The 20,479-nt window shown below is 41.0% G+C and carries 19 protein-coding genes; 3 read left to right on the forward strand and 16 right to left on the reverse strand.

All coding sequences use genetic code 11. The features are described 5' to 3' along the window. Window positions 1-41: 41 nt before the first annotated feature. Entirely contained in the window at window positions 42-236 is a 195-nt protein-coding gene (locus C9J46_RS04535; protein WP_107205447.1) for a DUF2897 family protein, read from the forward strand. Between the two features lie 82 nt (window positions 237-318). On the opposite strand, the gene C9J46_RS04540 is transcribed toward C9J46_RS04535, so the two are convergent. The 6 genes from C9J46_RS04540 to C9J46_RS04565 form a co-directional block, all read right to left on the reverse strand. Next, the gene (locus tag C9J46_RS04540; protein ID WP_107205446.1) at window positions 319-1,560 is read right to left on the reverse strand and encodes a glutamate-5-semialdehyde dehydrogenase; all 1,242 of its coding nucleotides are present in this window, start codon (window positions 1,558-1,560) and stop codon (window positions 319-321) included. A gap of 82 nt (window positions 1,561-1,642) precedes the next feature. Further along, window positions 1,643-2,797 (reverse strand): glutamate 5-kinase, encoded by a 1,155-nt coding sequence (gene proB / locus C9J46_RS04545; RefSeq protein ID WP_107205445.1) that lies wholly within the window; start codon window positions 2,795-2,797, stop codon window positions 1,643-1,645. Between the two features lie 255 nt (window positions 2,798-3,052). After that, window positions 3,053-3,457 carry a sigma factor-binding protein Crl gene (gene crl, locus C9J46_RS04550; RefSeq protein ID WP_107205444.1) on the reverse strand — a complete coding sequence of 135 codons (405 nt, stop codon included), beginning with the start codon at window positions 3,455-3,457 and terminating at the stop codon, window positions 3,053-3,055. Window positions 3,458-3,731: 274 nt separating this feature from the next. Beyond that, complete coding sequence (frsA, locus tag C9J46_RS04555; RefSeq protein WP_107205443.1) at window positions 3,732-4,991, reverse strand: esterase FrsA; 1,260 nt, start codon at window positions 4,989-4,991, stop codon at window positions 3,732-3,734. Between the two features lie 157 nt (window positions 4,992-5,148). Beyond that, the gene (gene gpt / locus C9J46_RS04560; RefSeq protein ID WP_107205442.1) at window positions 5,149-5,607 is read right to left on the reverse strand and encodes a xanthine phosphoribosyltransferase; all 459 of its coding nucleotides are present in this window, start codon (window positions 5,605-5,607) and stop codon (window positions 5,149-5,151) included. A 69-nt stretch (window positions 5,608-5,676) separates the two neighbouring features. Then, window positions 5,677-6,966: an NCS2 family permease gene (locus tag C9J46_RS04565; protein ID WP_107205441.1), complete on the reverse strand. Its 1,290-nt coding sequence runs from the start codon at window positions 6,964-6,966 to the stop codon at window positions 5,677-5,679. A gap of 1,092 nt (window positions 6,967-8,058) precedes the next feature. On the opposite strand from C9J46_RS04565, the gene C9J46_RS04570 reads away from it, so the two are divergent. Further along, entirely contained in the window at window positions 8,059-9,519 is a 1,461-nt protein-coding gene (locus tag C9J46_RS04570; protein ID WP_107290595.1) for an aminoacyl-histidine dipeptidase, read from the forward strand. 104 nt (window positions 9,520-9,623) lie between these two features. Here C9J46_RS04570 and dinB read toward each other — a convergent pair whose 3' ends face one another. Then, window positions 9,624-10,694, reverse strand: coding sequence for a DNA polymerase IV (gene dinB / locus C9J46_RS04575; RefSeq protein WP_255418990.1), 1,071 nt, complete (start codon window positions 10,692-10,694; stop codon window positions 9,624-9,626). Between the two features lie 243 nt (window positions 10,695-10,937). Between dinB and C9J46_RS04580 the strand changes: the two genes are divergently transcribed. Next, window positions 10,938-12,158 carry a response regulator gene (locus C9J46_RS04580; protein WP_107290596.1) on the forward strand — a complete coding sequence of 407 codons (1,221 nt, stop codon included), beginning with the start codon at window positions 10,938-10,940 and terminating at the stop codon, window positions 12,156-12,158. Window positions 12,159-12,220: 62 nt separating this feature from the next. Here the strand turns inward: C9J46_RS04580 and nqrM are convergent, their stop codons facing one another. From nqrM to bolA, 9 genes are all read right to left on the reverse strand, one after another. Beyond that, entirely contained in the window at window positions 12,221-12,442 is a 222-nt protein-coding gene (nqrM, locus tag C9J46_RS04585; RefSeq protein ID WP_105060759.1) for a (Na+)-NQR maturation NqrM, read from the reverse strand. 11 nt (window positions 12,443-12,453) lie between these two features. Next, window positions 12,454-13,479 carry an FAD:protein FMN transferase gene (locus tag C9J46_RS04590; protein WP_198038429.1) on the reverse strand — a complete coding sequence of 342 codons (1,026 nt, stop codon included), beginning with the start codon at window positions 13,477-13,479 and terminating at the stop codon, window positions 12,454-12,456. A gap of 152 nt (window positions 13,480-13,631) precedes the next feature. Further along, a complete protein-coding gene (nqrF, locus tag C9J46_RS04595; protein WP_107205436.1) occupies window positions 13,632-14,858 on the reverse strand; it encodes an NADH:ubiquinone reductase (Na(+)-transporting) subunit F in 1,227 nt (408 codons plus the stop codon). 22 nt (window positions 14,859-14,880) lie between these two features. After that, on the reverse strand, window positions 14,881-15,477 hold the full coding sequence (gene nqrE, locus C9J46_RS04600) for an NADH:ubiquinone reductase (Na(+)-transporting) subunit E (RefSeq protein WP_005370126.1): 597 nt from the start codon (window positions 15,475-15,477) through the stop codon (window positions 14,881-14,883). Window positions 15,478-15,484: 7 nt separating this feature from the next. Further along, a complete protein-coding gene (locus C9J46_RS04605) occupies window positions 15,485-16,117 on the reverse strand; it encodes an NADH:ubiquinone reductase (Na(+)-transporting) subunit D (RefSeq protein WP_107205435.1) in 633 nt (210 codons plus the stop codon). Next, complete coding sequence (locus C9J46_RS04610) at window positions 16,110-16,901, reverse strand: Na(+)-translocating NADH-quinone reductase subunit C (protein ID WP_107245664.1); 792 nt, start codon at window positions 16,899-16,901, stop codon at window positions 16,110-16,112. Before C9J46_RS04610 ends, C9J46_RS04605 begins: the two co-directional genes overlap by 8 nt. Continuing rightward, window positions 16,891-18,135, reverse strand: a complete 1,245-nt coding sequence (locus tag C9J46_RS21625; protein WP_107205433.1) for an NADH:ubiquinone reductase (Na(+)-transporting) subunit B — start codon at window positions 18,133-18,135, stop codon at window positions 16,891-16,893. Before C9J46_RS21625 ends, C9J46_RS04610 begins: the two co-directional genes overlap by 11 nt. A 3-nt stretch (window positions 18,136-18,138) precedes the next feature. Beyond that, window positions 18,139-19,479 carry a Na(+)-translocating NADH-quinone reductase subunit A gene (locus C9J46_RS21630; protein WP_199190627.1) on the reverse strand — a complete coding sequence of 447 codons (1,341 nt, stop codon included), beginning with the start codon at window positions 19,477-19,479 and terminating at the stop codon, window positions 18,139-18,141. Between the two features lie 572 nt (window positions 19,480-20,051). Then, the gene (gene bolA / locus C9J46_RS04620; RefSeq protein ID WP_107205432.1) at window positions 20,052-20,363 is read right to left on the reverse strand and encodes a transcriptional regulator BolA; all 312 of its coding nucleotides are present in this window, start codon (window positions 20,361-20,363) and stop codon (window positions 20,052-20,054) included. Between the last annotated feature and the right edge of the window lie 116 nt (window positions 20,364-20,479).

Genomic DNA, 20,479 nt, shown 5'->3' on the forward strand with positions numbered 1-20,479 from the left:
TTATCCTGAAAATACTCTATCACTAAATTAGTGAGGCTAATATGGAATGGCTTTTTAACCCTTGGGTGATCTCTTTTATTATTGTTGCCGTCATCGCTAGCAACATTGCAGCGCTAAAATATACCGCTTATATGAAGATTGAGATGCAGAAAAAACACAAACTGTTTGACGACAAACACCCTCTCAGTAAGCAAGAAAATCCTGTATCTCAAGATAAAAAAGACGACAAAGAATAAGAAAAAATCAAAAATTACTGGCATAAAAAAAGCTGCCAATTAGTGATTACTAGCCGGCAGCTTTTTACATTTTATTTAACGATTAAGCACGGCTTAAGTAATCAGCAACACCCACCCACTTATAACTCGTCAGCTCTTCTAAACCCATTGGGCCACGAGCATGCAGTTTCTGGGTTGATACCGCAACTTCCGCACCTAAACCAAATTGCGCACCGTCAGTAAAACGTGTAGACGCATTCACATAAACAGCCGCCGAGCCTGCCGCATTAACAAAACGTTCTGCCGACTGCAGGTTATTAGTTAAGATTGAATCGGAATGGCTCGCATTGTGCTTACGCATATGGAAAATGGCTTCATCCACATCGTTTACCACCTTAATACCTAAGGTGTAGCTTAACCATTCAGTATCAAAGTCACCTTCTGCTATCTTGCGCAGAGAAGACGCTTTACCTTCAAGTAGATTATAGGCTGCTTCATCAGCAACCAGTGCTACCTTGGCTTTGTTCATACGCTCAACTAAACGTGATAAGAAGGCTTCTGCTACTTTCTCATTTACAAGTAAGGTATCTAACGCATTACAGGCCGATGGACGCTGTACTTTGGCATTTTCAACCACATCTAAAGAACGAGTAAGATCGGCACTTTCATCAACATAAATATGGCTAATACCAAAACCGCCGATAATCACAGGAATAGTGCTGTTTTCTTTACACATTTTATGTAAACCCGCACCACCACGAGGAATGATCATATCTACGTATTGATCAAGCTTAAGCAGTTGTGAAACAAGTTCGCGATCGGGTTGCTCTATGTACTGTACAGAAGCGGCTGGTAGTCCTGCTTTTTCCAATGCCACTTGAATCACTTTTACCAGTGCCATATTGGAGTGGAATGTCTCGCGACCACCACGAAGGATGCTAGCGTTACCTGTTTTTAGGCATAATGCCGCAATATCAATCGTAACATTCGGACGCGCTTCATAGATCACACCAACAACCCCTAATGGAACGCGACGACGGCTTAAACGCATACCATTTTCAAGTACGCGGCTATCAAGCTCTGCACCAACAGGATCATTAAGATTAATCACATTACGCACATCATTTGCAATACCCGCTAATCGTGATTCATTTAGTAATAAGCGATCGACTAATGCATCAGACATACCTGATTCAAGTGCGGCATCAATATCTTGTTTGTTCGCTGCTAAGATAATGTCTTTATTACTTTCTAATTCATCAGCAATAATCGCTAAAGCATTATTTTTAACTGCAGTTGCCGTTGTTGCTAACTCGAAAGCAGCCTGTTGTGCCGCTTGTCCCATTAATTCAAGATTCACAATAATTCCTCTATTAATCCTTGTCGTGATGCCAATACTTCTCTGTATTTATACATACATGTCGTTTTTAAATAACTACCATATCATCACGATGGATAGCCACGTGACCATGTTCGTAACCCAACACAAGGTGGATTTCTTGGCTATGCTTTCCTGCAATTTTTGCCATATCTACACTCGAGTAGCGGCAAATACCACGTGCTAATAGGTTATTTTGTTTATCAAAGATACGCACCACTTCACCGCGTTCAAAATCACCTTTTACCATGGTGATCCCTTTCGCAAGTAAACTACTCCCACGTTGTTGCACAGCAATGACAGCGCCATCATCAATAACAATGTCACCGGCTGGAGGAGGCCCAGCTAAAATCCAACGCTTACGGCTTTCTAATGGGGATTCCAGCGGTAAGAAACGCGTACCAACAGATTTACCTTCCGCTAAATCAATAATGACATCAGGACGACGACCAGCAGCGATGATCACTTCAATACCAGCTCGACGAGCCACATCTGCTGCCTGTAGTTTTGTTGCCATGCCGCCTGTACCTAAACCACCCACAGTGCCACCCGCTAATTTACGCAGTGTTTCATCAATAGTATGTACTTCACGGATAAGCTCTGCATCAGGATTACTACGAGGATCGGCGGTAAATAGACCTGGTTGATCTGTCATTAATAACAGTTTATCTGCGCCACCTAAAATACCGACAAGTGCGGATAAGTTATCGTTATCACCCACTTTAATTTCTGTTGTCGCTACCGCATCATTTTCATTCACAACAGGAACAATACCGTTATCCAGCAAGGCAACTAACATATCACGCGCATTTAAATAACGTTCCCGATCGTTTAAATCTGCACGCGTTAATAGCATTTGACCGATATTGATCCCATAGATACCAAATAAGATTTCCCACTCTTGAATTAAGCGACCTTGACCAACCGCAGCCAGTAATTGCTTACTTGCCATTGTTTTGGGCAGTTCAGGGTAACCTAAATGCTCACGTCCTGCTGCAATTGCACCAGATGTGACAATAATAATTTTATGTCCTTGACGACGAAGCATCGCACATTGACGGACAAGCTCAACCATATGGGCGCGATCTAACTTCAGCGTACCGCCAGTAAGAACACTGGTGCCCAACTTAACAACAATTGTTTGTGATGCAGCAGATGCTGCAAGGTCTTGCTCTCGAGCATTAGTATTTTTGGTATCTGCCATGGGGATCAAACAAAATAGAAAGAAATAATATGTACTTTGTTTTATCAATACTGCTAATAAAGCACAAGAGAAAAACAATGACTAAATACATATAAGTGCGCAAATATTTAGTTAAACAACTGAAACGCTTACAAATCACACAAAATTATATTTAAGCCGCTAAATTCGGTTATCTTAGGCAACAAGATGTAAAAAAAAGATACAAAAAAACCCATCACTTCATTGGATGGGTTTTATAAATTGAGAGCAAATTATTTATGCTAGCTCAGTAAGCGGTGTTTGTGTGAGTTCTGAAGATGGAGATAAGGTTAATTGGCATTCATCAACAATAAATGGCGTCAACTTACGGTGAAAATCTAATAATGTTTTCATCACCGCATCTTTATGCTTTGCGGGTAACTTTCCATTACTCCACTCACCATTTAAATCAAAACGGCCAAAATCATAGCAATATTCATAACCATTATCGGTTACTGTTAAAATTAACCACCAGCCCCAAAATTCACGTTGTTCGGGCTCTTTATCAGCATTAACACAACTGGCTAAACAATCAAAAAAGAACTGACCTTCTTTTGATTTTTTCTCACGTAAGTAAGGACCCAGCGCAGTTAATTTTGTTATTAAACGCCCATGAGGCGGAAAAAGAGTTGTCGAAGTCATTGCAAATCCATCCATAGTCAACTGCAGTGATGAGTATGCTAATACTCAAAATAATATACGTTTACTAACGTTTTTTAATCACGTTGTTTATGTGCAACATGATAGCTATCAGTATTTATATATTATGGTTGAATATGGATAAAATGCTAGTGAAGATACGAAATTTTATTAACAATATCATAGTGGTATAAAATAAAGTTCGATATCCTCACTGCATACCGTCAAGGTTTTGTCTCCACCTTAACCATTAGAGCCAAATAATTGTCTACTTTTATTACCTTAACTGCTCATTTAACCATTCAACTACAGTCGTTAATGAACGGTGGTAGCCATCATGAATAGGCTTTTCTGGTAACGTTATCGCTTTACCACCATAACTGGACAGCGCAATTAACTGATTATCACTTTCAGGGCATACAGGATCATTTTTTAAACTTATTCCCAGCATTGGCATATCAATACGTCGGCGCCCCAAAATTCCTTGATGCTTTAACGACCATGCCGGAAGATGAGAAATGATGCTCGTTTCTGATTGACCATTTTTACCCATTCGAGATGCTAACACATCAAGATACATCCGAGGGATCTGCTCAATCATCTTAGGTTGGGTCAACACGCTATGAATCGCGCCGCCCAAGCTAATACAGGTTTTTAAACGTGTTGGCTCCATAAAACCTAAACGAATAGCTGCATTACCGCCCATTCGTAACCCTAGCATTGCAACTTTATGGTGATCGACCCAAGGGACATCACGTATCTGCTGTAATAACGCTTGATGAAGTCGACTGGTATCTTCCGTTAAGTTCCAACGATCACAATGACCGACAGATGGCATATCCAGTGTGACCATCGCATAACCTGCCGGCCCTAAATAATCTTCATATAAGCGCCATAAATCGCATTGCAATGTATCTAATCCACCGCTAACGATCACTGTCGGTAATAGTTTATCGGTACGAGGCAAATGAATGAAGGCTTCAAAGGTTTTACCTTCATACTTGACACTAATCGTTCGCATATCATGCGGGCGTAATTCTATCGCTTCACGATAACTTTGATTGGCTTGCAATTCTGCTTGATCAGCCAATTGATCGCCTTTGATATACGGATACGCGGCAATACTGTAATGCGTGCTGGCTTTTAATAACAACTCAGAAGCTTTAAGTTTCTCACCTTCATTTAATAGAAGACGTGCTTGCTTTTGATAGCTTGCGCCCAATTGAGCCCATTCATATGTCCAGTTACCTGGCTTATAGCCAATCACCGTATCCAGTAAATGTTCACTCGTACGTGGAGATTTAGCACCCGCAATACGAGCAAGTACCGCTTCAAGCTCTATCGGATCGACGCCCTGCCAAATCCATTGTGGGCGACGTAAAACACGGTACCAGCTAGCCTTACTCTCACCATCCAGCGCATTGTTCACTCGCCCACTACGCACATGAGCAATTTTAACCAAATTCGATGTCTCTTTAGAGGTTGGTCTTGGGGCAAATAACTTTTCGGACAAATTTTCAGGGGATGGCTCAGACACGGCACTCTCCACGTGGTCTTGATGATGTGTAGTGATGATATACCCAAAATCACTTACGTATGTCGATTTAAAACAAAAAAAGACGCCTTATCGGCGTCTTATTAATCAATCTTAGTTTACAGCAGCAAAGCAATAAACCTTGATAAAGGGAGAATGCTTATCGCTTAGCGATTGGATCGACAAACGTTACTGCCATATCCCACGGTTGTTCAATCCACGTTTCTTGTGGGATATCAACAACGTAATCATCAACTAAATGTTGACCTGCAGGTTTTGCGCATACTGTTACAAATTTACCACGTGGGTACAGTTCACGAATTTTTTCAGCAGTACCGCCCGTGTCGACTAAATCATCAACAATAATAAAGCCTTCACCATCACCTTCTGCTTTCTTGATCACACGCATATCACGTTGGTGATCATGATCGTAGCTTGAGATACATACGGTATCTACATGACGGATACCCAGTTCACGCGCCAAAATAGCAGCAGGAACAAGACCGCCACGGCTAACAGCAATAATACCTGTCCACTGCTCAGCAGGTAGCAACTTTTCAGCTAGCTGACGAGTGTAAGTTTGCATGTTATCCCAAGTGATGATGAATTTATTACTCATAGATAAAGAACCTCTGGATCAACGATGTTAAATCGCCCTAAATAGATAAAGCTTTATGAAATCTAAAACTTAAAGAAAAATTATTTTTGCAAGGAACAATGCTGAAATAACCCAAACACTGATATTTACATCACGCCCCTTACCACTCATTGCTTTAACCGCAGCATAAGTGATAAAACCAAGGCCAATACCTTCAGCGATAGAATAAGTTAAAGGCATCAACAAACAAACCACAACAACCGGTGCAGCTTCTGTTAGATCACGCCAATCAATTGCCACTAACCCCGACATCATCAAAATCGCGACGTAGAATAATGCACCAGCCGTTGCGTAGGCAGGTACCATGCCAGCTAATGGAGCAAAAAATAGAGCGAGTAAGAATAATACACCAACCGTTACCGCAGTAAGACCGGTACGACCTCCGACTGCGACACCGGACACACTCTCGACAAAAGAAGTGGTATTCGATGTACCCAATAAGGCACCAACAGAGGTTGCTGTACTATCTGCAAGTAACGCGCGATTTAAGCGTGGCAACTTGCCATCTTCACCGATTAAGTTTGCTTTTGTCGCAACACCGACAAGCGTACCTGCGGTATCAAATAAATCGACAAACAAGAAAGCAAACACAATTGAAATCAGGCCAACTTCCATTGCCCCCGAAAAATCTAATTGCATAAAGGTTGGTGCAATGCTTGGTGGCATTGACATAATGCCGCCATAAGTCACTTCACCAAATGCAATACTCAACCCAGTAACAATTAAGATTGCAATCAAGACTGCAGCTTTAAAGCCACGATGAACAAGCGCTATGGTTAGAAAGAAACCAAGTGCTGCCATCACAACAGGAAAACTAGTTAGATCGCCTACTTGTACTAACGTCGCAGGGTTATCTACGACAATGCCTGAACTCTGTAATGCAATGAAGGCAAGGAATAAACCTATACCTGCAGAAATTCCGGTTCGCAGCGCCATTGGTATGGAGTTAATGATCCATTCCCGTACTTTTAATAAACTTAACGCAATAAAACACAAACCTGATAAGAAAACAGCGGCTAACGCAACTTGCCATGTATACCCCATGCCTAGCACAACGGTATAAGTAAAGAAGGCATTTAAGCCCATGCCTGGTGCTTGTGCGACAGGATAGTTAGCAAAAAATCCCATCACAAAACAACCGATCATCGCAGCTAAACAGGTTGCAACAAATACTGCACCTTTATCCATTCCCGTACTGGATAGCATAGTAGGGTTTACAAAAATGATGTAAGCCATGGTCAGGAATGTCGTTAAGCCAGCAAGCAACTCCGTTCGCACAGTTGTGCCGTGTTCCTTTAGTTTAAATAACTTCTCAAGCATGTTTCTCTGTTCCTTGGAGATTGACACGTTAGTATTAAGCAAAAGAAAACGTTTGCGTTCTCAATTCGAGCGCGATTATAAACATCAGATCTATCAATTTCCAGAAAATATCGAGTAAATGCACAAAACTAAGACTAATAAATTTAATTTTGTTTTTTTGGCTTTTAAGAACAGATAATTAGCAATATAAAATCAATGCATTAGCTAAAATATGCCAAATTAATATATTTCATCTATTTTATATTTATGAGATCTACAGCAATAAAACGTACTAAGGATCACATCGCGATGTGTGACTAACTTGTTATGACGATTTAAAGGTAAAAAAACGCCGCTTCAAAGCGAAGCGGCGGCGAATGTTGCAAATAATCGCTCACGATTATTTAGTATTCTCAAGTTAGGGGGTGAACAAGCTGTTCGGCTAACTAGTCAGCAACTAGATAACAAAATTCTTAATAACCAAAGTAATTAGGGTAAGTAAAGTTACCTGTATATACAGAGCGGTTATTCCAAAAGTGTGTAATTGAATCAAAAATTTTCATTTTAAATCACCTTATAAATAAGTAATCCAAATTAACCACATAAATATTTATGCGCTTAATCCTTGGAGGGGAAAGACCATCGTGGTCGCACTTATCTCGGTTCCATGGAGGCGATATCTCGGGTTCATCCTGAACGTGTACAGTGTTTTCTCATACCTTTATGAGACTGTCTAAATCATAACCATTACGTAATTTACTTTCAAGCATTTCCTTTAACCTCGTCACACTTTTTACAAAAAAACATTGTTAAACCAATTTTGATGTAATTTTTTTCAATTTTGATCGGTTAAATCTTGCTTTATGATCAAGAAAATAAATATAAGAAATAATTACGTAATCATCAGCTCAATGTATACAAGTCAAGCGCCGTTAATACTTATTCATTATCGTATTCGTGGTTTAAGATTTTACTTTTTTCTCTACCTCCACCGAAGTCTGAATGATATGCTAAAAAAAATGCGATGGAGTAAATCGCTACTTATATATGTCATTTGACGGCTAATAGCCTGACAAGTGTCACTGGACCAAAATTCTATAAAGGTAGGCTTCCGTGTCTGAAATCAGTCAACTATCTCCTCAAGCTGTATGGCAATTTTTCGATCAAATTTGTTCGATCCCTCATCCTTCTAAATATGAAGAACAATTAGCACAATTCATCATTGCGTTTGCTAAAAAAGAAGGCTTAGATGTTCGCCGTGATGAAACAGGTAACGTCATTATTAAAAAGCCAGCAACAGCAGGCATGGAAAACCGTAAAGGTGTGGTACTTCAAGCGCACATCGACATGGTTCCACAGAAAAATGAAGAAACCGTTCACGACTTCACAACAGATCCTATCCAACCTTTCATTGACGGTGAATGGGTAACGGCAAAAGGTACAACATTAGGTGCTGATAACGGTATGGGTATGGCAAGCTGTCTTGCGGTACTGGCTGCTAAAGATATCGAACATGGCCCATTAGAAGTACTACTTACTATTGATGAAGAAGCTGGCATGACCGGTGCTTTTGGTCTTAAAGAAGGTTGGTTAGAAGGTGACATTCTACTAAACACTGACTCTGAGCAAGAAGGCGAAGTCTACATGGGTTGTGCTGGCGGTGTAGACGGCGCAATCACACTTGATATAAAGCGTGAAGCAACACCAGCAGATCACCAAGCAATTAAATTAGTCCTAAAGGGCTTAAAAGGCGGTCACTCTGGTTGTGATATTCATACTGGCCGTGGCAACGCAAACAAATTACTGGCTCGCTTTTTAGTCTCTCATGCAGACGATCTTGGCTTACGTATTAACAACTTCACAGGCGGTAGCCTACGTAACGCAATTCCTCGTGAAGCGTCTGCGATTGTTACCCTACCAGCTAAACATGTTGATCAACTAAATACATTATTCGCTCATTACAAAACGCTACTAAGTGCTGAGCTTGGTCATGTAGAAACAGATATCAACCTATTTACTGAATCTGCTGAACTACCAACAGATGTAATGGTAATGGCAGATCAAACACGTCTAATCAATGTATTAAACGTCTGCCCTAACGGTGTTATCCGTATGAGCGATGACATTGAGGGCGTTGTTGAAACATCACTAAATATGGGTGTTATCACGACAGAAAGCGATAAAGTGATCGTACTTTGCTTAGTCCGTTCTTTAACTGACTCTGGTCGTAGCTATGTAGAAAGCATGTTGCAATCATTAGCAACCTTAGCAGGCGCACAATGTGAGTTTTCTGGTACATATCCAGGTTGGAAGCCAGACGCCGATTCTGAAATCATGCACGTATTCCGTGACATGTACCAAGAGATGTATGGTAATAAACCCAACATCATGGTGATCCACGCAGGTCTTGAGTGTGGCTTATTTAAAGAACCGTACCCTGAAATGGACATGTTATCATTTGGTCCTACCATCAAGTTCCCACACTCACCTGATGAGAAAGTGAAAATTGATACCGTTCAAATGTTCTGGGATCAAATGATTGCAGTACTTAAAAATATTCCTGTTAAAAAATAAACTTACGGAATAACAAAAACGGGCTTAACGTGATCTCATGTTAAGCCCGTTTTTATATGCACTGTAATAAATGTGTCAACAGAGAAGGTTCTGTTTTCATCTAATCAAAAACCAAAAGAAAGCTGTTGCGCTTTTAAACCAACCTCTAACCCAACACTTAAGCCTATTAAGCGTATCTCACGAGAATTTTGTCGGGTCATCGCTTCTTTTAATAAATCGATAAATTGCGCTTTATCTAATTTAGGATAAATATGCTCAACCGTAGTTTGTTGAAAGTCTGCAAATTTTAACTTTATACCTTGCTTGGCAATATCTAACTCAGGCCGTACTTTACGTAATCGTTGCTCAAGCTCAGGATATAACTGATCAACCACTTGCCAACACTGATCAAAACTTGAAATATTTTGACTAAAGGTACGCTCTACCCCAACCGACTTTCGTTGTCGTTCAACAATCACTTCACGCTCGTCAATACCGTGTGCTCGAGACCATAATGATTGCCCAAATTTGCCAAATTGCTGTAGCAGTAAATGACGGTCATAATTTTGTACATCACGACCAATATACAAGCCTTTCTCATGGAGTTTTTGAATAGTTACCTTTCCTACCCCAGGTATTTTTTCTAGTTTTAGTTCAGCAACAAAACTATCCACATCTTCAGGTGTAACCACATATTGACCATTAGGCTTATTCAGATCTGAAGCAACTTTGGCAATAAACTTCACCGGAGCCACACCCGCAGAAGCGGTGAGCTGTAACTCCTCTTCAATTGCACGGCGAATATCCTGAGCAATTAAGGTCGCAGAGCCATGAAGCATTTCGCAATCAGATACATCTAAATATGCTTCATCTAAGGATAATGGCTCGATTTTATCCGTGTACCTTAAGAAAATAGTCCGTATCTGTTGGGATATTTCACGATAAACCTGCATTCTGCCTGGCACTAAGGTTAAGTGTGGGCATAATTTTAAAGCATGAGCCGTTGGCATTGCTGAATGAATACCATATTTACGGGCTAAGTAATTACAAGTACTGACGACGCCTCGCGTCGAGCGGCCACTAATTGCTATCGGAATATCACGTAAAGCTGGATTATCACGAGCTTCAACGGCAGCATAGAAACAATCCATATCGACATGAATAATTTTCCTTTGGCCTGCTATTTGTTTCGTTATATTCGCCACCAAAGACACTCGTAGTTACTGTTTATACATACAGCTATTATAACTATGAATTACGATAGTTGGAAAACTAAAAATATTCATCTAAAAAGGAATACAAATTAAGTTTGATATTTCACCAACAAGATCACAAAAATAAAACCTAATAAAATATTTGATAATCAACCCATTACATCTAATGTTATAAATATCAATATACACCGAATTTATTATGCGTATTGCTAAAAGGAGTTAACTTTGCAACATCAAGTACTTGTTGTCGAAGATAGCCGCGCATTTCGTCACTATCTTGATGACCAATTGAAACAAGCTGGCTTCAAGGCTATTTTTGCCGAAAACCTATCACAAGCTAAAAAATTATTAGCCGCCCCAAAACGTTATCTTTGTGCTGTACTCGATTATTGCCTTCCGGATGGTCAAGATGGTGAAATCATCGATCTCGTATTAGACCACAAGGTCAAATCGATCGTTTTAACTGCCCAATTTAATGAAACTATCCGCGAAAAAGTTCTTGCCAAAGGCGTTTTAGATTATTTACTTAAAGATAGTGCAGCTTCCGTTGCCTACCTTGTACCACTATTACTTCGTCTAGAAGCTAACTTAGAGCATAAAGCACTCGTTGTTGATGATTCTGACATGGTACGAAATCATGTCAGTCATTTATTAGAAAAACAGAACCTCACGGTATATGAAGCCTCTGACGGTAATGAAGCGCTACAAATCATTGATGATAATCCAGATATAAGCTTAGTTATTACTGATAACGATATGCCAGAAAAAGACGGCATTACTATGACCCGTGAAATCAGACGTGAGTACAGTCGAAATAAAATGGCGGTATTAGGTCTATCTGGTAGTGACGACAGCACGATGACGGCGCAGTTTCTAAAAGCAGGTGCCAACGATTTTCTCTATAAGCCCTTTAATCAAGAAGAGTTTAACTGTCGTATTCATCATATTCTAAATATGAAAGATACCTCTGATAAGCTGTATCGGATGGCAAACCAAGATGCTTTAACAGGGCTTTGGAATCGTCGTTACTTCTTCACTCATAGCTGTTGTCAAACTGAAAATGAGTCGTTGAATATAGCGATGATTGATATCGACTTTTTTAAAAAAGTTAACGATACGTATGGCCATGATGGTGGTGATGCCGTACTCATCAGCATCAGTAAAATCATTGATGCTCACTTTCCAGAATCGATTGTTGCCCGCTTTGGCGGAGAAGAGTTCTGCATTCAGCATTGTGGTCACTTCCCTAGCTTTTTATCAACCTTAGAACTTGTTCGACAACGCATTGAATCAATTACTATTCCCTACCTTGATCAGCAGATAAAAATCACTATAAGTATTGGTGCAGCAACAAATTTAAAAACACTGGATAGCCTAATTAAACAAGCTGACGATAACCTTTACACCGCCAAGAAAAACGGTAGAAATCAGTTAGTGAGCAATTAAATGGCATAAAAAAGCCTGAGTTAGCTCAGGCTTTTTTATGCCATTTAATTGCTCAAAGGCAGTTAGATAATTTGATTCTTTTTCCATTCAGCTGCACGAGCAGCGCGGGCTTCACGCTTTTTACGCGCATCACACGGCTCAGGGCAATCACATTCTTTTGCAATACCAATGCCGTCTAATCCCCCACAGCTGCCACTTACGGTTTTACGTTGGAAAATATAGCCAACTGCCATTGCGACAATCACTAATAAGAAAACAGAAAATGTGACTAAGTAAATAACCATGACTACCTCATTTATTTTTTAACAACGTATTGCTCAAACGTATCTGACTTATATTCAACGAAGCCATCTTTGGTCTTTACAATCAACATTACAGGTAACTTCTCTTTATTGGCTAATGCTATAGACTCTTCTTCCCCCATAACAGAAAAAGTCGTCGCGTATGCATCTGCCGTCATACAAGATGGCGCAATAACTGTAACCGACACAACATGGTTAGCAATTGGCTTACCGGTTTGAGGATTGATCAAGTGAGAATAACGCACTCCATCTTCTTCAAAGTAATTACGATAATCACCCGATGTCGCTATTGCCATATCGCCAGCTTGAATTATATCTTGTACCGCCCTCTCACTTGCAACAGGTTTTTCAATCGCAATACGCCATGGCACATCAGAACGGTTCTTTCCTTGTAAGCGAACTTCACCGCCGACATCAACCATGAAATCTTTAACATGCAGATCATCTTTTAAATAATCAGCAACGACATCAACGCCATACCCTTTTGCGATAGATGAAAGGTCAACATACAGGTTAGGCAGATCTTTCACTAATTTATTACCCGATAATACCGCTAAATGTTGATAACCAATTTCGGCTTTTCGAGTCGCAATCTCTTTATCTGTAGGGGTAGATTCTGGGCGAGCTTCAGGACCAAAACTCCACAAGTTTACCAATGGACCCACCGTCACATCATAAGCCCCATTACTTAGCTTAGAAATACGTAATGCTTCAGAAATTACTTTTGCCGTTGCCGCAGAAACCTCAAAAGGTTGAGAAGATTGTTGCTGGTTAAATTGGCTTAATTCAGAATCAGGACGATAAGTCGACATTTGATCATTAACAAGCTCTAAACGCTTATCAATTTCTTTTTGGATAACTTCTGGGCTTGGTAATCCCTCTTGCTTGATGAGTTTTACTGAATAGTAAGTCCCCATTGTTTGCCCATTAATATCAATCTGTTGACGACTATCACCACAGCCTGTCAACAACATTAACGTTGATAACACCAACGTACTACACAGCAGGAAACGCTTCACTTCATACTCCATCGTTCATGTTGTTTTTTAGTCTGATCACTTCTCACTATTGATAAATAACCACAATAAAAAACAGGTTTAAAAGGGTTAGTAAGAAAAAAGGCTGACCATTCACTGGTCAGCCAATTTAATTGTGAGCGAAGGGCTATGTATTAGCCACCGAAATCATCAAGTAGGATGTTTTCATCTTCTACACCAAGATCTTTAAGCATGCTGATAACAGCCGCGTTCATCATTGGTGGACCACACATGTAGTATTCACAGTCTTCAGGTGCTTCATGATCACGTAAGTAGTTTTCGTAAAGCACGTTATGAATGAAGCCAGTGTAACCATCCCAGTTATCTTCTGGTTGTGGATCAGACAGTGCACAGTGCCATACGAAGTTATCGTTTTCAGCAGCAAGCATATCGAAATCTTCAACGTAGAACATTTCACGCTTAGAACGCGCACCGTACCAGTAAGACATCTTACGCTTAGAGTGCAGACGCTTAAGTTGGTCAAAGATGTGAGAACGCATTGGCGCCATACCAGCACCACCACCCACAAATACCATCTCATTGTCAGTATCTTTTGCGAAGAACTCACCAAATGGACCTGAAATCGTACACTTGTCACCTTCTTTAAGTGACCAAATGAATGATGACATTTGACCTGGTGGTACGTCTGGATTATTAGGCGGCGGCGTAGCAATACGCACGTTTAGCATAATAATACCGAACTCTTCAGGGTAGTTCGCCATTGAGTAAGCACGGATGATATCTTCATCAACCTTAGACTCGTAACGGAATAGGTTAAACTTATCCCAGTCTTCACGGTACTCTTCTGGAACATCAAAGTCAGAGTACTTAATATGGTGAGCAGGTGCTTCAATCTGGATGTAACCACCAGCACGGAAAGGTACTGATTCGCCATCTGGAATTTGTAGCTTAAGCTCTTTGATGAAGGTCGCTTTGTTATCGTTAGAGATAACAGAACATTCCCACTTCTTCACACCAAAAATTTCTTCAGGTAATTCGATGTCCATATCAGACTTCACGTTAACCTGACACGCAAGACGCTCGCCTTCACGTGCTTCACCTTTGGTGATGTGATCTAATTCTGTTGGCAGAATATCACCGCCGCCAGATTTAATTTTTACACGACACTGACCACAAGAACCACCGCCACCACATGCTGATGATACGAAGATACCGTTACCCGCTAGAGCACTTAGTAGCTTGCCACCTGCACCTGTGGTGATCGCTTTTTCTGGATCGCCGTTTACTGAAATAGTGATGTCACCTGTTGGTACTAGCTTAGATTTAGCAAATAGAATTACTAAAACTAGAGCCAGGATAATCAAGGTGAACATGACTACGCCAAGAAGAATAATATCCATTGATATTCCTTACTTATCCTGATTACAGCTGTACGCCAGAGAAAGACATGAAGCCTAACGCCATCAAACCTACGGTGATAAAGGTAATACCTAAACCACGAAGACCTGCCGGTACATCTGAATATTTCATCTTTTCACGAATACCCGCAAGTGCAACAATTGCAAGCATCCAACCCGTACCTGAGCCGAAGCCGTATACGATAGATTCTACAAAGTTGTAATCACGCTGTACCATGAACGATACACCACCGAAGATTGCACAGTTAACTGTGATCAACGGAAGGAAAATACCTAGTGCGTTATATAGCGGCGGGAAGAAGCGATCTAGAATCATTTCTAGGATCTGTACTAACGCTGCGATAACACCGATGAAAGTAATAAAGTTCAGGAAGCTAAGGTCAACACCTTGAACTAATGCACCATCTTTCAATAAGTAAGTGTAAACAAGGTTGTTTACAGGTACTGCAATCGTAAGTACTACGATTACGGCAACACCCAGACCAAACGAGGTCTTAACTTTCTTAGATACCGCAAGGAATGTACACATACCTAAGAAGAAAGATAATGCCATGTTCTCGATAAAAATCGAACGAACTAATAGGCTAAGATAATGTTCCATGTTCCCCTTACTCCTTCGCTTCTACTTGTTCTGGACGGAAAGTACGAATCACCCAGATCATGAAACCAATTAGGAAGAAAGCAGACGGAGCTAACAGCATTAGACCGTTAGGCTGGTACCAACCACCATCAGACGTTAGTGGTAATACTTGCATACCGAATAGCTTGCCAGAACCTAGTAGTTCACGGAAGAAAGCAACTGTAATCAGAACAAAACCATAGCCTAAACCGTTACCAATACCATCTAAGAAAGACGGAAGCGGTGGTGATTTCATTGCGTATGCTTCTGCACGACCCATTACGATACAGTTAGTAATGATAAGACCAACGAATACAGATAGCTGCTTAGAGATATCGTATAGGTACGCTTTTAGTACCTGATCTACCACGATTACTAGTGATGCGATAATTGCCATCTGAGCAATGATACGCACGCTGTTCGGGATTTGATTACGTACAAGTGAAACAAATAAGTTAGAGAATGCAGTTACTACTGTTACTGCGATTGTCATAACAAATGCTGTTTCTAGCTTAGTGGTTACCGCTAGCGCCGAACATACACCAAGGATTTGAAGGGCGATTGGGTTATTACTAATAAAAGGTCCAAATAGGATCTTTTTCATTTCTTTAGCATCAGCCATTATTCAGATCTCCTGCACGTAGCTTAGCAAGGTAAGGACCGAAGCCTTGAGCACCAAACCAGAAGTCGAAGGTGTGCTGTACACCATTACTTGTTAATGTTGCACCAGAAAGACCATCAACATCGTGTTCGCTACCTGCTGGTGCGCCACCTTTAACAATCTTAATTGCAGGCTTGAAGTTCATATCGTACAACTTCTTGCCAACGAACTGCTCACGCCAAGTTGGGTTTTCAACTTCACCACCCAGTCCCGGAGTTTCAGCTTGATCGTAGTAAGTAATACCATCAACAGTGTTACCGTCCATACCAACAGCAACAAATGCGTACATCATTGACCATAGACCGTTACCGTGGATAGGTAAGATAACTTTGGTTGTTTGACCTGCAGCATCTTTAACAAGATATACAGTCGCAACGTTAGCACGACGAATGATCTTCGCTAAATCTTCGTTCGCTGGAAGCTTAGTAGATTCAGCTGGATCTTTCGCTGCTGCACGCTGATCATATTGTGCCGCAGTTTGACCATCAACCTCAGAAACGTATTCACCGGTTTTAATGTTAACAAGCTTAGGCTCGATGAACTTACCGTATGTTTCTTTAACGTTCGTTGTTGGTGTTAGCAAACCTGCAACAGAAAGAATATTACGCTGTACGTCAAGTACCGCATTTTCTTCTTGCTTAGGGCGTAATGAAACAGCTGCTACTGATACGATGATTGAACACACTAGGCTCAATACAACAACAAAAAGCAGCGTTCTTTTCATGCTATCTTTATTACTTGCCATGGCGAGCCAGTCTCCGTTTGATATTGCCTTGAACAACTAGGTTGTCAAATAGAGGTGCAAATAAGTTAGCGAATAGAATCGCTAGCATCATGCCTTCTGGGTATGCAGGGTTAACTACACGAATCATTACAGCCATTGCACCAATCAATGCGCCATACCACCATTTTGCTTTGTTGGTAAACGCTGCAGAAACAGGATCCGTTGCCATGAACATCATACCGAATGCAAAACCACCTAATACAAGGTGCCACTGCCAAGGCATGCTGAACATTGGGTTCGTATCAGAACCAATGATATTAAATAGCGTTGCTGCTGCAATCATACCGATCATCGTACCGGCAATAATACGCCATGAAGCAATACCCATAACAACGATGAATGCACCACCGATCAGGATAGCTAATGTTGATACTTCACCAATAGAACCTGGGATATGACCGATGAACGCGTCCATCCAAGTAATTGTTTGACCCGTGATAGTGTTAACAACACCCGCTTCACCACCTTGAGCCCACTGACTTAGCGGAGTCGCGCCAGAGAAACCATCCGCCGCAGTCCAAACTAGATCACCAGAGATCTGAGCTGGGTATGCGAAGAATAGGAACGCACGACCTGCAAGTGCAGGGTTAAGGAAGTTACGACCAGTACCACCAAAAATTTCTTTTGCGACGACAACACCAAAGGTAATACCTAGTGCTGCTTGCCAAAGCGGTAATGTAGGTGGAACGATCAAGGCGAAAAGAATAGAAGTTACAAAGAAACCTTCGTTAACTTCATGCTTACGCACTATACAGAACAACACTTCCCAGAAACCACCCACAGCAAATACTACTGCGTAGATAGGTAGGAAATATGTTGCACCAAGCAACATCTTACTGCCCCAACCTGCGTCAACGGATAATGTTCCGCCTAGCATTTGAGTAAACCAGTAATGCCAATCTGCAGCAATAATGGCTGTTAGCTTGTCAGCTGTGTATAGGTGGTTAAGACCAGCAATAGCTTGATCACCCACGTTGTACATCCCCCAGAACATTGCTGGGAAGACCGCAAGCCAAACCATGATCATCAGACGCTTAAGGTCGATGCTGTCACGAACGTGCGCAGAAGTACGCGTTACTTGACCTGGTGTATACATGATAGTTGCAAACGCTTCATATAGCGCAAACCAACGTTCATGCTTACCACCAGGTTCAAAGTGATGTTCAATATCTTCGAGGAAATTCTTGAGACCCATGAATTACCCTTCCTTCTCAATTTTGTCCAAGCACTCACGTAGCAATGGACCAAACTCATACTTACCAGGGCAAACAAATGTACATAGTGCTAGATCTTCTTCATCTAGTTCTAATGCACCAAGTTGTTGCGCGCTGTCTGAATCACCAGCACATAGATCACGAAGCAGTAATGTCGGCTCGATATCTAGTGGCATTACTTTTTCGTAATTACCGATAGGTACCATTGAACGCTCAGAACCATTCGTTGTTGTTGTCATATTAAACAACTGACCAGGGAAGAACTGGCTTAAGAATGTGCGAGTTACAGAAAATTTGTTTTTACCAGGTACAATCCAGCCCATGAATTCTTTTTCATAGCCTTCACGCAACGCCGACACTTGTAAGTGATAGCGACCTAGATATGCATGTGGACCTTCAGCTTTTACACCGTTAAGCACAGAACCAGAAAGAACACGCAGTTGACCAGGCATCATTTCCGAATCAGTCAGTTGCTCAAGAGAAGCACCAATGCTAGTACGCACTAGACGCGGCTTATTAACAACAGGGCCTGCAAGAGAAACAACGCGATCTGTATATAGCTCACCTGTTAGGAATAACTTACCGAACGCAATAACGTCTTGGTAATTAATACCCCAAGCAATGTGATTTGCATCTGCACCATAGAGCATGTGAATGTGCGTACCAACAAGACCCGCTGGGTGCGGACCGTTAAATACGTGTTCTTCAACATTTGCTTCTGATGAACGCGGAAGACTAGCACCAGACTTACAAACGTAAACTTTACCGCTAGTTAGACGAGAAAGAACCGTCAAACCTGCAATGAAAGCATCACTTTGTTCATTGATGATAACTTCTGGATTCGCAGCCAATGGATTGGTATCCATAGCCGTCACAAAAATAGCTTGAGACTCAGATCCAACAGCTGGAACCTTGCTAAATGGACGCGTACGAAGCGCAGTCCACATACCTGACTCAACCAATTGATCGACAACAACAGCACGATCTAGTTGAGCAAGTTGAGCTGACTCATACTTGTTAAATGTGATTTGCTCATCGCCTTCGACATCAATTACTACAGATTGAAGAACGCGCTTAGCACCACGGTTAATTTCCGCTACCTTGCCACTAGCTGGAGCAGTGAACTTAACGCCAGGATTCTTTTTATCTTCAAAAAGAACCTGACCTTTTTTCACTACGTCCCCTACGCGAGCATGCATTGTAGGACGCATACCAACATATTCTTCGCCAAGCAAGGCGACTTTAGAGATGGCATTACCATCATGTATCGCCTGGGTAGGAGTCCCTGAAATTGGGATATCCAAACCCTTTTTTATTGTAATCATACGCACTTGCACTACATTAAAGGGAAAAAAGAATTTTCTATTGCGCAATTAAGACACGACTTTTCACAGTTCGAAATCGGTCTACAAGTGAATTTCACTTGCCAAGTACCAATACCGCAACATCTAGTTAACTACCTCACCACATCCATTAGCGGCAAGTAGTTTTTCAAGGCGGCGATTCTACCACTAACCGCGTTGTTTTTTCTATGCCAATACGCGCGATTCCGACTGAAAACCAAGCAACAATTGAAGCGCAATAGTTTAATAACTCAATAAGTTTGATGAAGCGCACATTTATTAAAAATAACGCCATTCGACCTTGCATTTATTTTCAGGTCTGTTTTTAACATAAATGTCATCATCACTTTTATTGAGATAATCAAATTAATACATACCGTTAACAAGTGAGTGTTATTTGAATCATCACCTAAAATTAGATTAAATATTGACCGCGATGATAATTTTTAACAAATTTAGATGCTAGTTATAGATTCGCACTCAGTTTTATATTACCGACAAATAATAAAAAAGGCCGTTATAACAACGACCTTTTATTTAATATATTTCACTAATTATCCAATTTGTGAACCACCACGACAAGATGGTGATGCAGGTGCTGCCATTAGCTCAGACCACTCCGCTTCAGTGTAAGTGTGAATAGCTAGAGCATGAATATCATTTGCCAATTCATCGGCCAACACACTATTAATAGCACGATGCCTTGCGATTAAACGCTGGCCATTAAATTGAGCACTCACAACGACAACTTTAAAATGACTCTCAGAGCCAGGGGGAACATTATGCATGTAACTTTCATTAAGCACTTCTAAATGCTTAGGTGCAAACGCATCATGAAGTTTATGCTCGATACGTTGTTGGATCATATTTACTTTACCTCCGCTCGCAATATCGCACTATTGCCAAATCTTTCTCTACTTTATTCTTGTTCTGATGTCGTATTTCCTTTGCACTCGCGTGGTGTTCTGCGAAAATAGCCGAC

The sequence above is a fragment of the Photobacterium sp. GB-36 genome (assembly GCF_003026135.1).
Taxonomy (GTDB): Bacteria; Pseudomonadota; Gammaproteobacteria; order Enterobacterales; family Vibrionaceae; genus Photobacterium.

Bases quoted from the DNA above. Each gene is read 5' to 3' on its own strand.
- C9J46_RS04610 (WP_107245664.1), bottom strand. From the start codon at position 16,901: ATGGCAAGTAATAAAGATAGCATGAAAAGAACGCTGCTTTTTGTTGTT.
- C9J46_RS04605 (WP_107205435.1), bottom strand. From the start codon at position 16,117: ATGGCTGATGCTAAAGAAATGAAAAAGATCCTATTTGGACCTTTTATT.
- C9J46_RS21630 (WP_199190627.1), bottom strand. From the start codon at position 19,479: ATGATTACAATAAAAAAGGGTTTGGATATCCCAATTTCAGGGACTCCT.
- nqrM (WP_105060759.1), bottom strand. From the start codon at position 12,442: ATGGTTATTTACTTAGTCACATTTTCTGTTTTCTTATTAGTGATTGTC.
- crl (WP_107205444.1), bottom strand. From the start codon at position 3,457: ATGACTTCGACAACTCTTTTTCCGCCTCATGGGCGTTTAATAACAAAA.
- proB (WP_107205445.1), bottom strand. From the start codon at position 2,797: ATGGCAGATACCAAAAATACTAATGCTCGAGAGCAAGACCTTGCAGCA.
- C9J46_RS21625 (WP_107205433.1), bottom strand. From the start codon at position 18,135: ATGGGTCTCAAGAATTTCCTCGAAGATATTGAACATCACTTTGAACCT.
- C9J46_RS04540 (WP_107205446.1), bottom strand. From the start codon at position 1,560: ATGGGACAAGCGGCACAACAGGCTGCTTTCGAGTTAGCAACAACGGCA.
- nqrE (WP_005370126.1), bottom strand. From the start codon at position 15,477: ATGGAACATTATCTTAGCCTATTAGTTCGTTCGATTTTTATCGAGAAC.
- bolA (WP_107205432.1), bottom strand. From the start codon at position 20,363: ATGATCCAACAACGTATCGAGCATAAACTTCATGATGCGTTTGCACCT.
- nqrF (WP_107205436.1), bottom strand. From the start codon at position 14,858: ATGGATATTATTCTTCTTGGCGTAGTCATGTTCACCTTGATTATCCTG.
- C9J46_RS04535 (WP_107205447.1), top strand. From the start codon at position 42: ATGGAATGGCTTTTTAACCCTTGGGTGATCTCTTTTATTATTGTTGCC.
- C9J46_RS04565 (WP_107205441.1), bottom strand. From the start codon at position 6,966: ATGCTTGAGAAGTTATTTAAACTAAAGGAACACGGCACAACTGTGCGA.
- gpt (WP_107205442.1), bottom strand. From the start codon at position 5,607: ATGAGTAATAAATTCATCATCACTTGGGATAACATGCAAACTTACACT.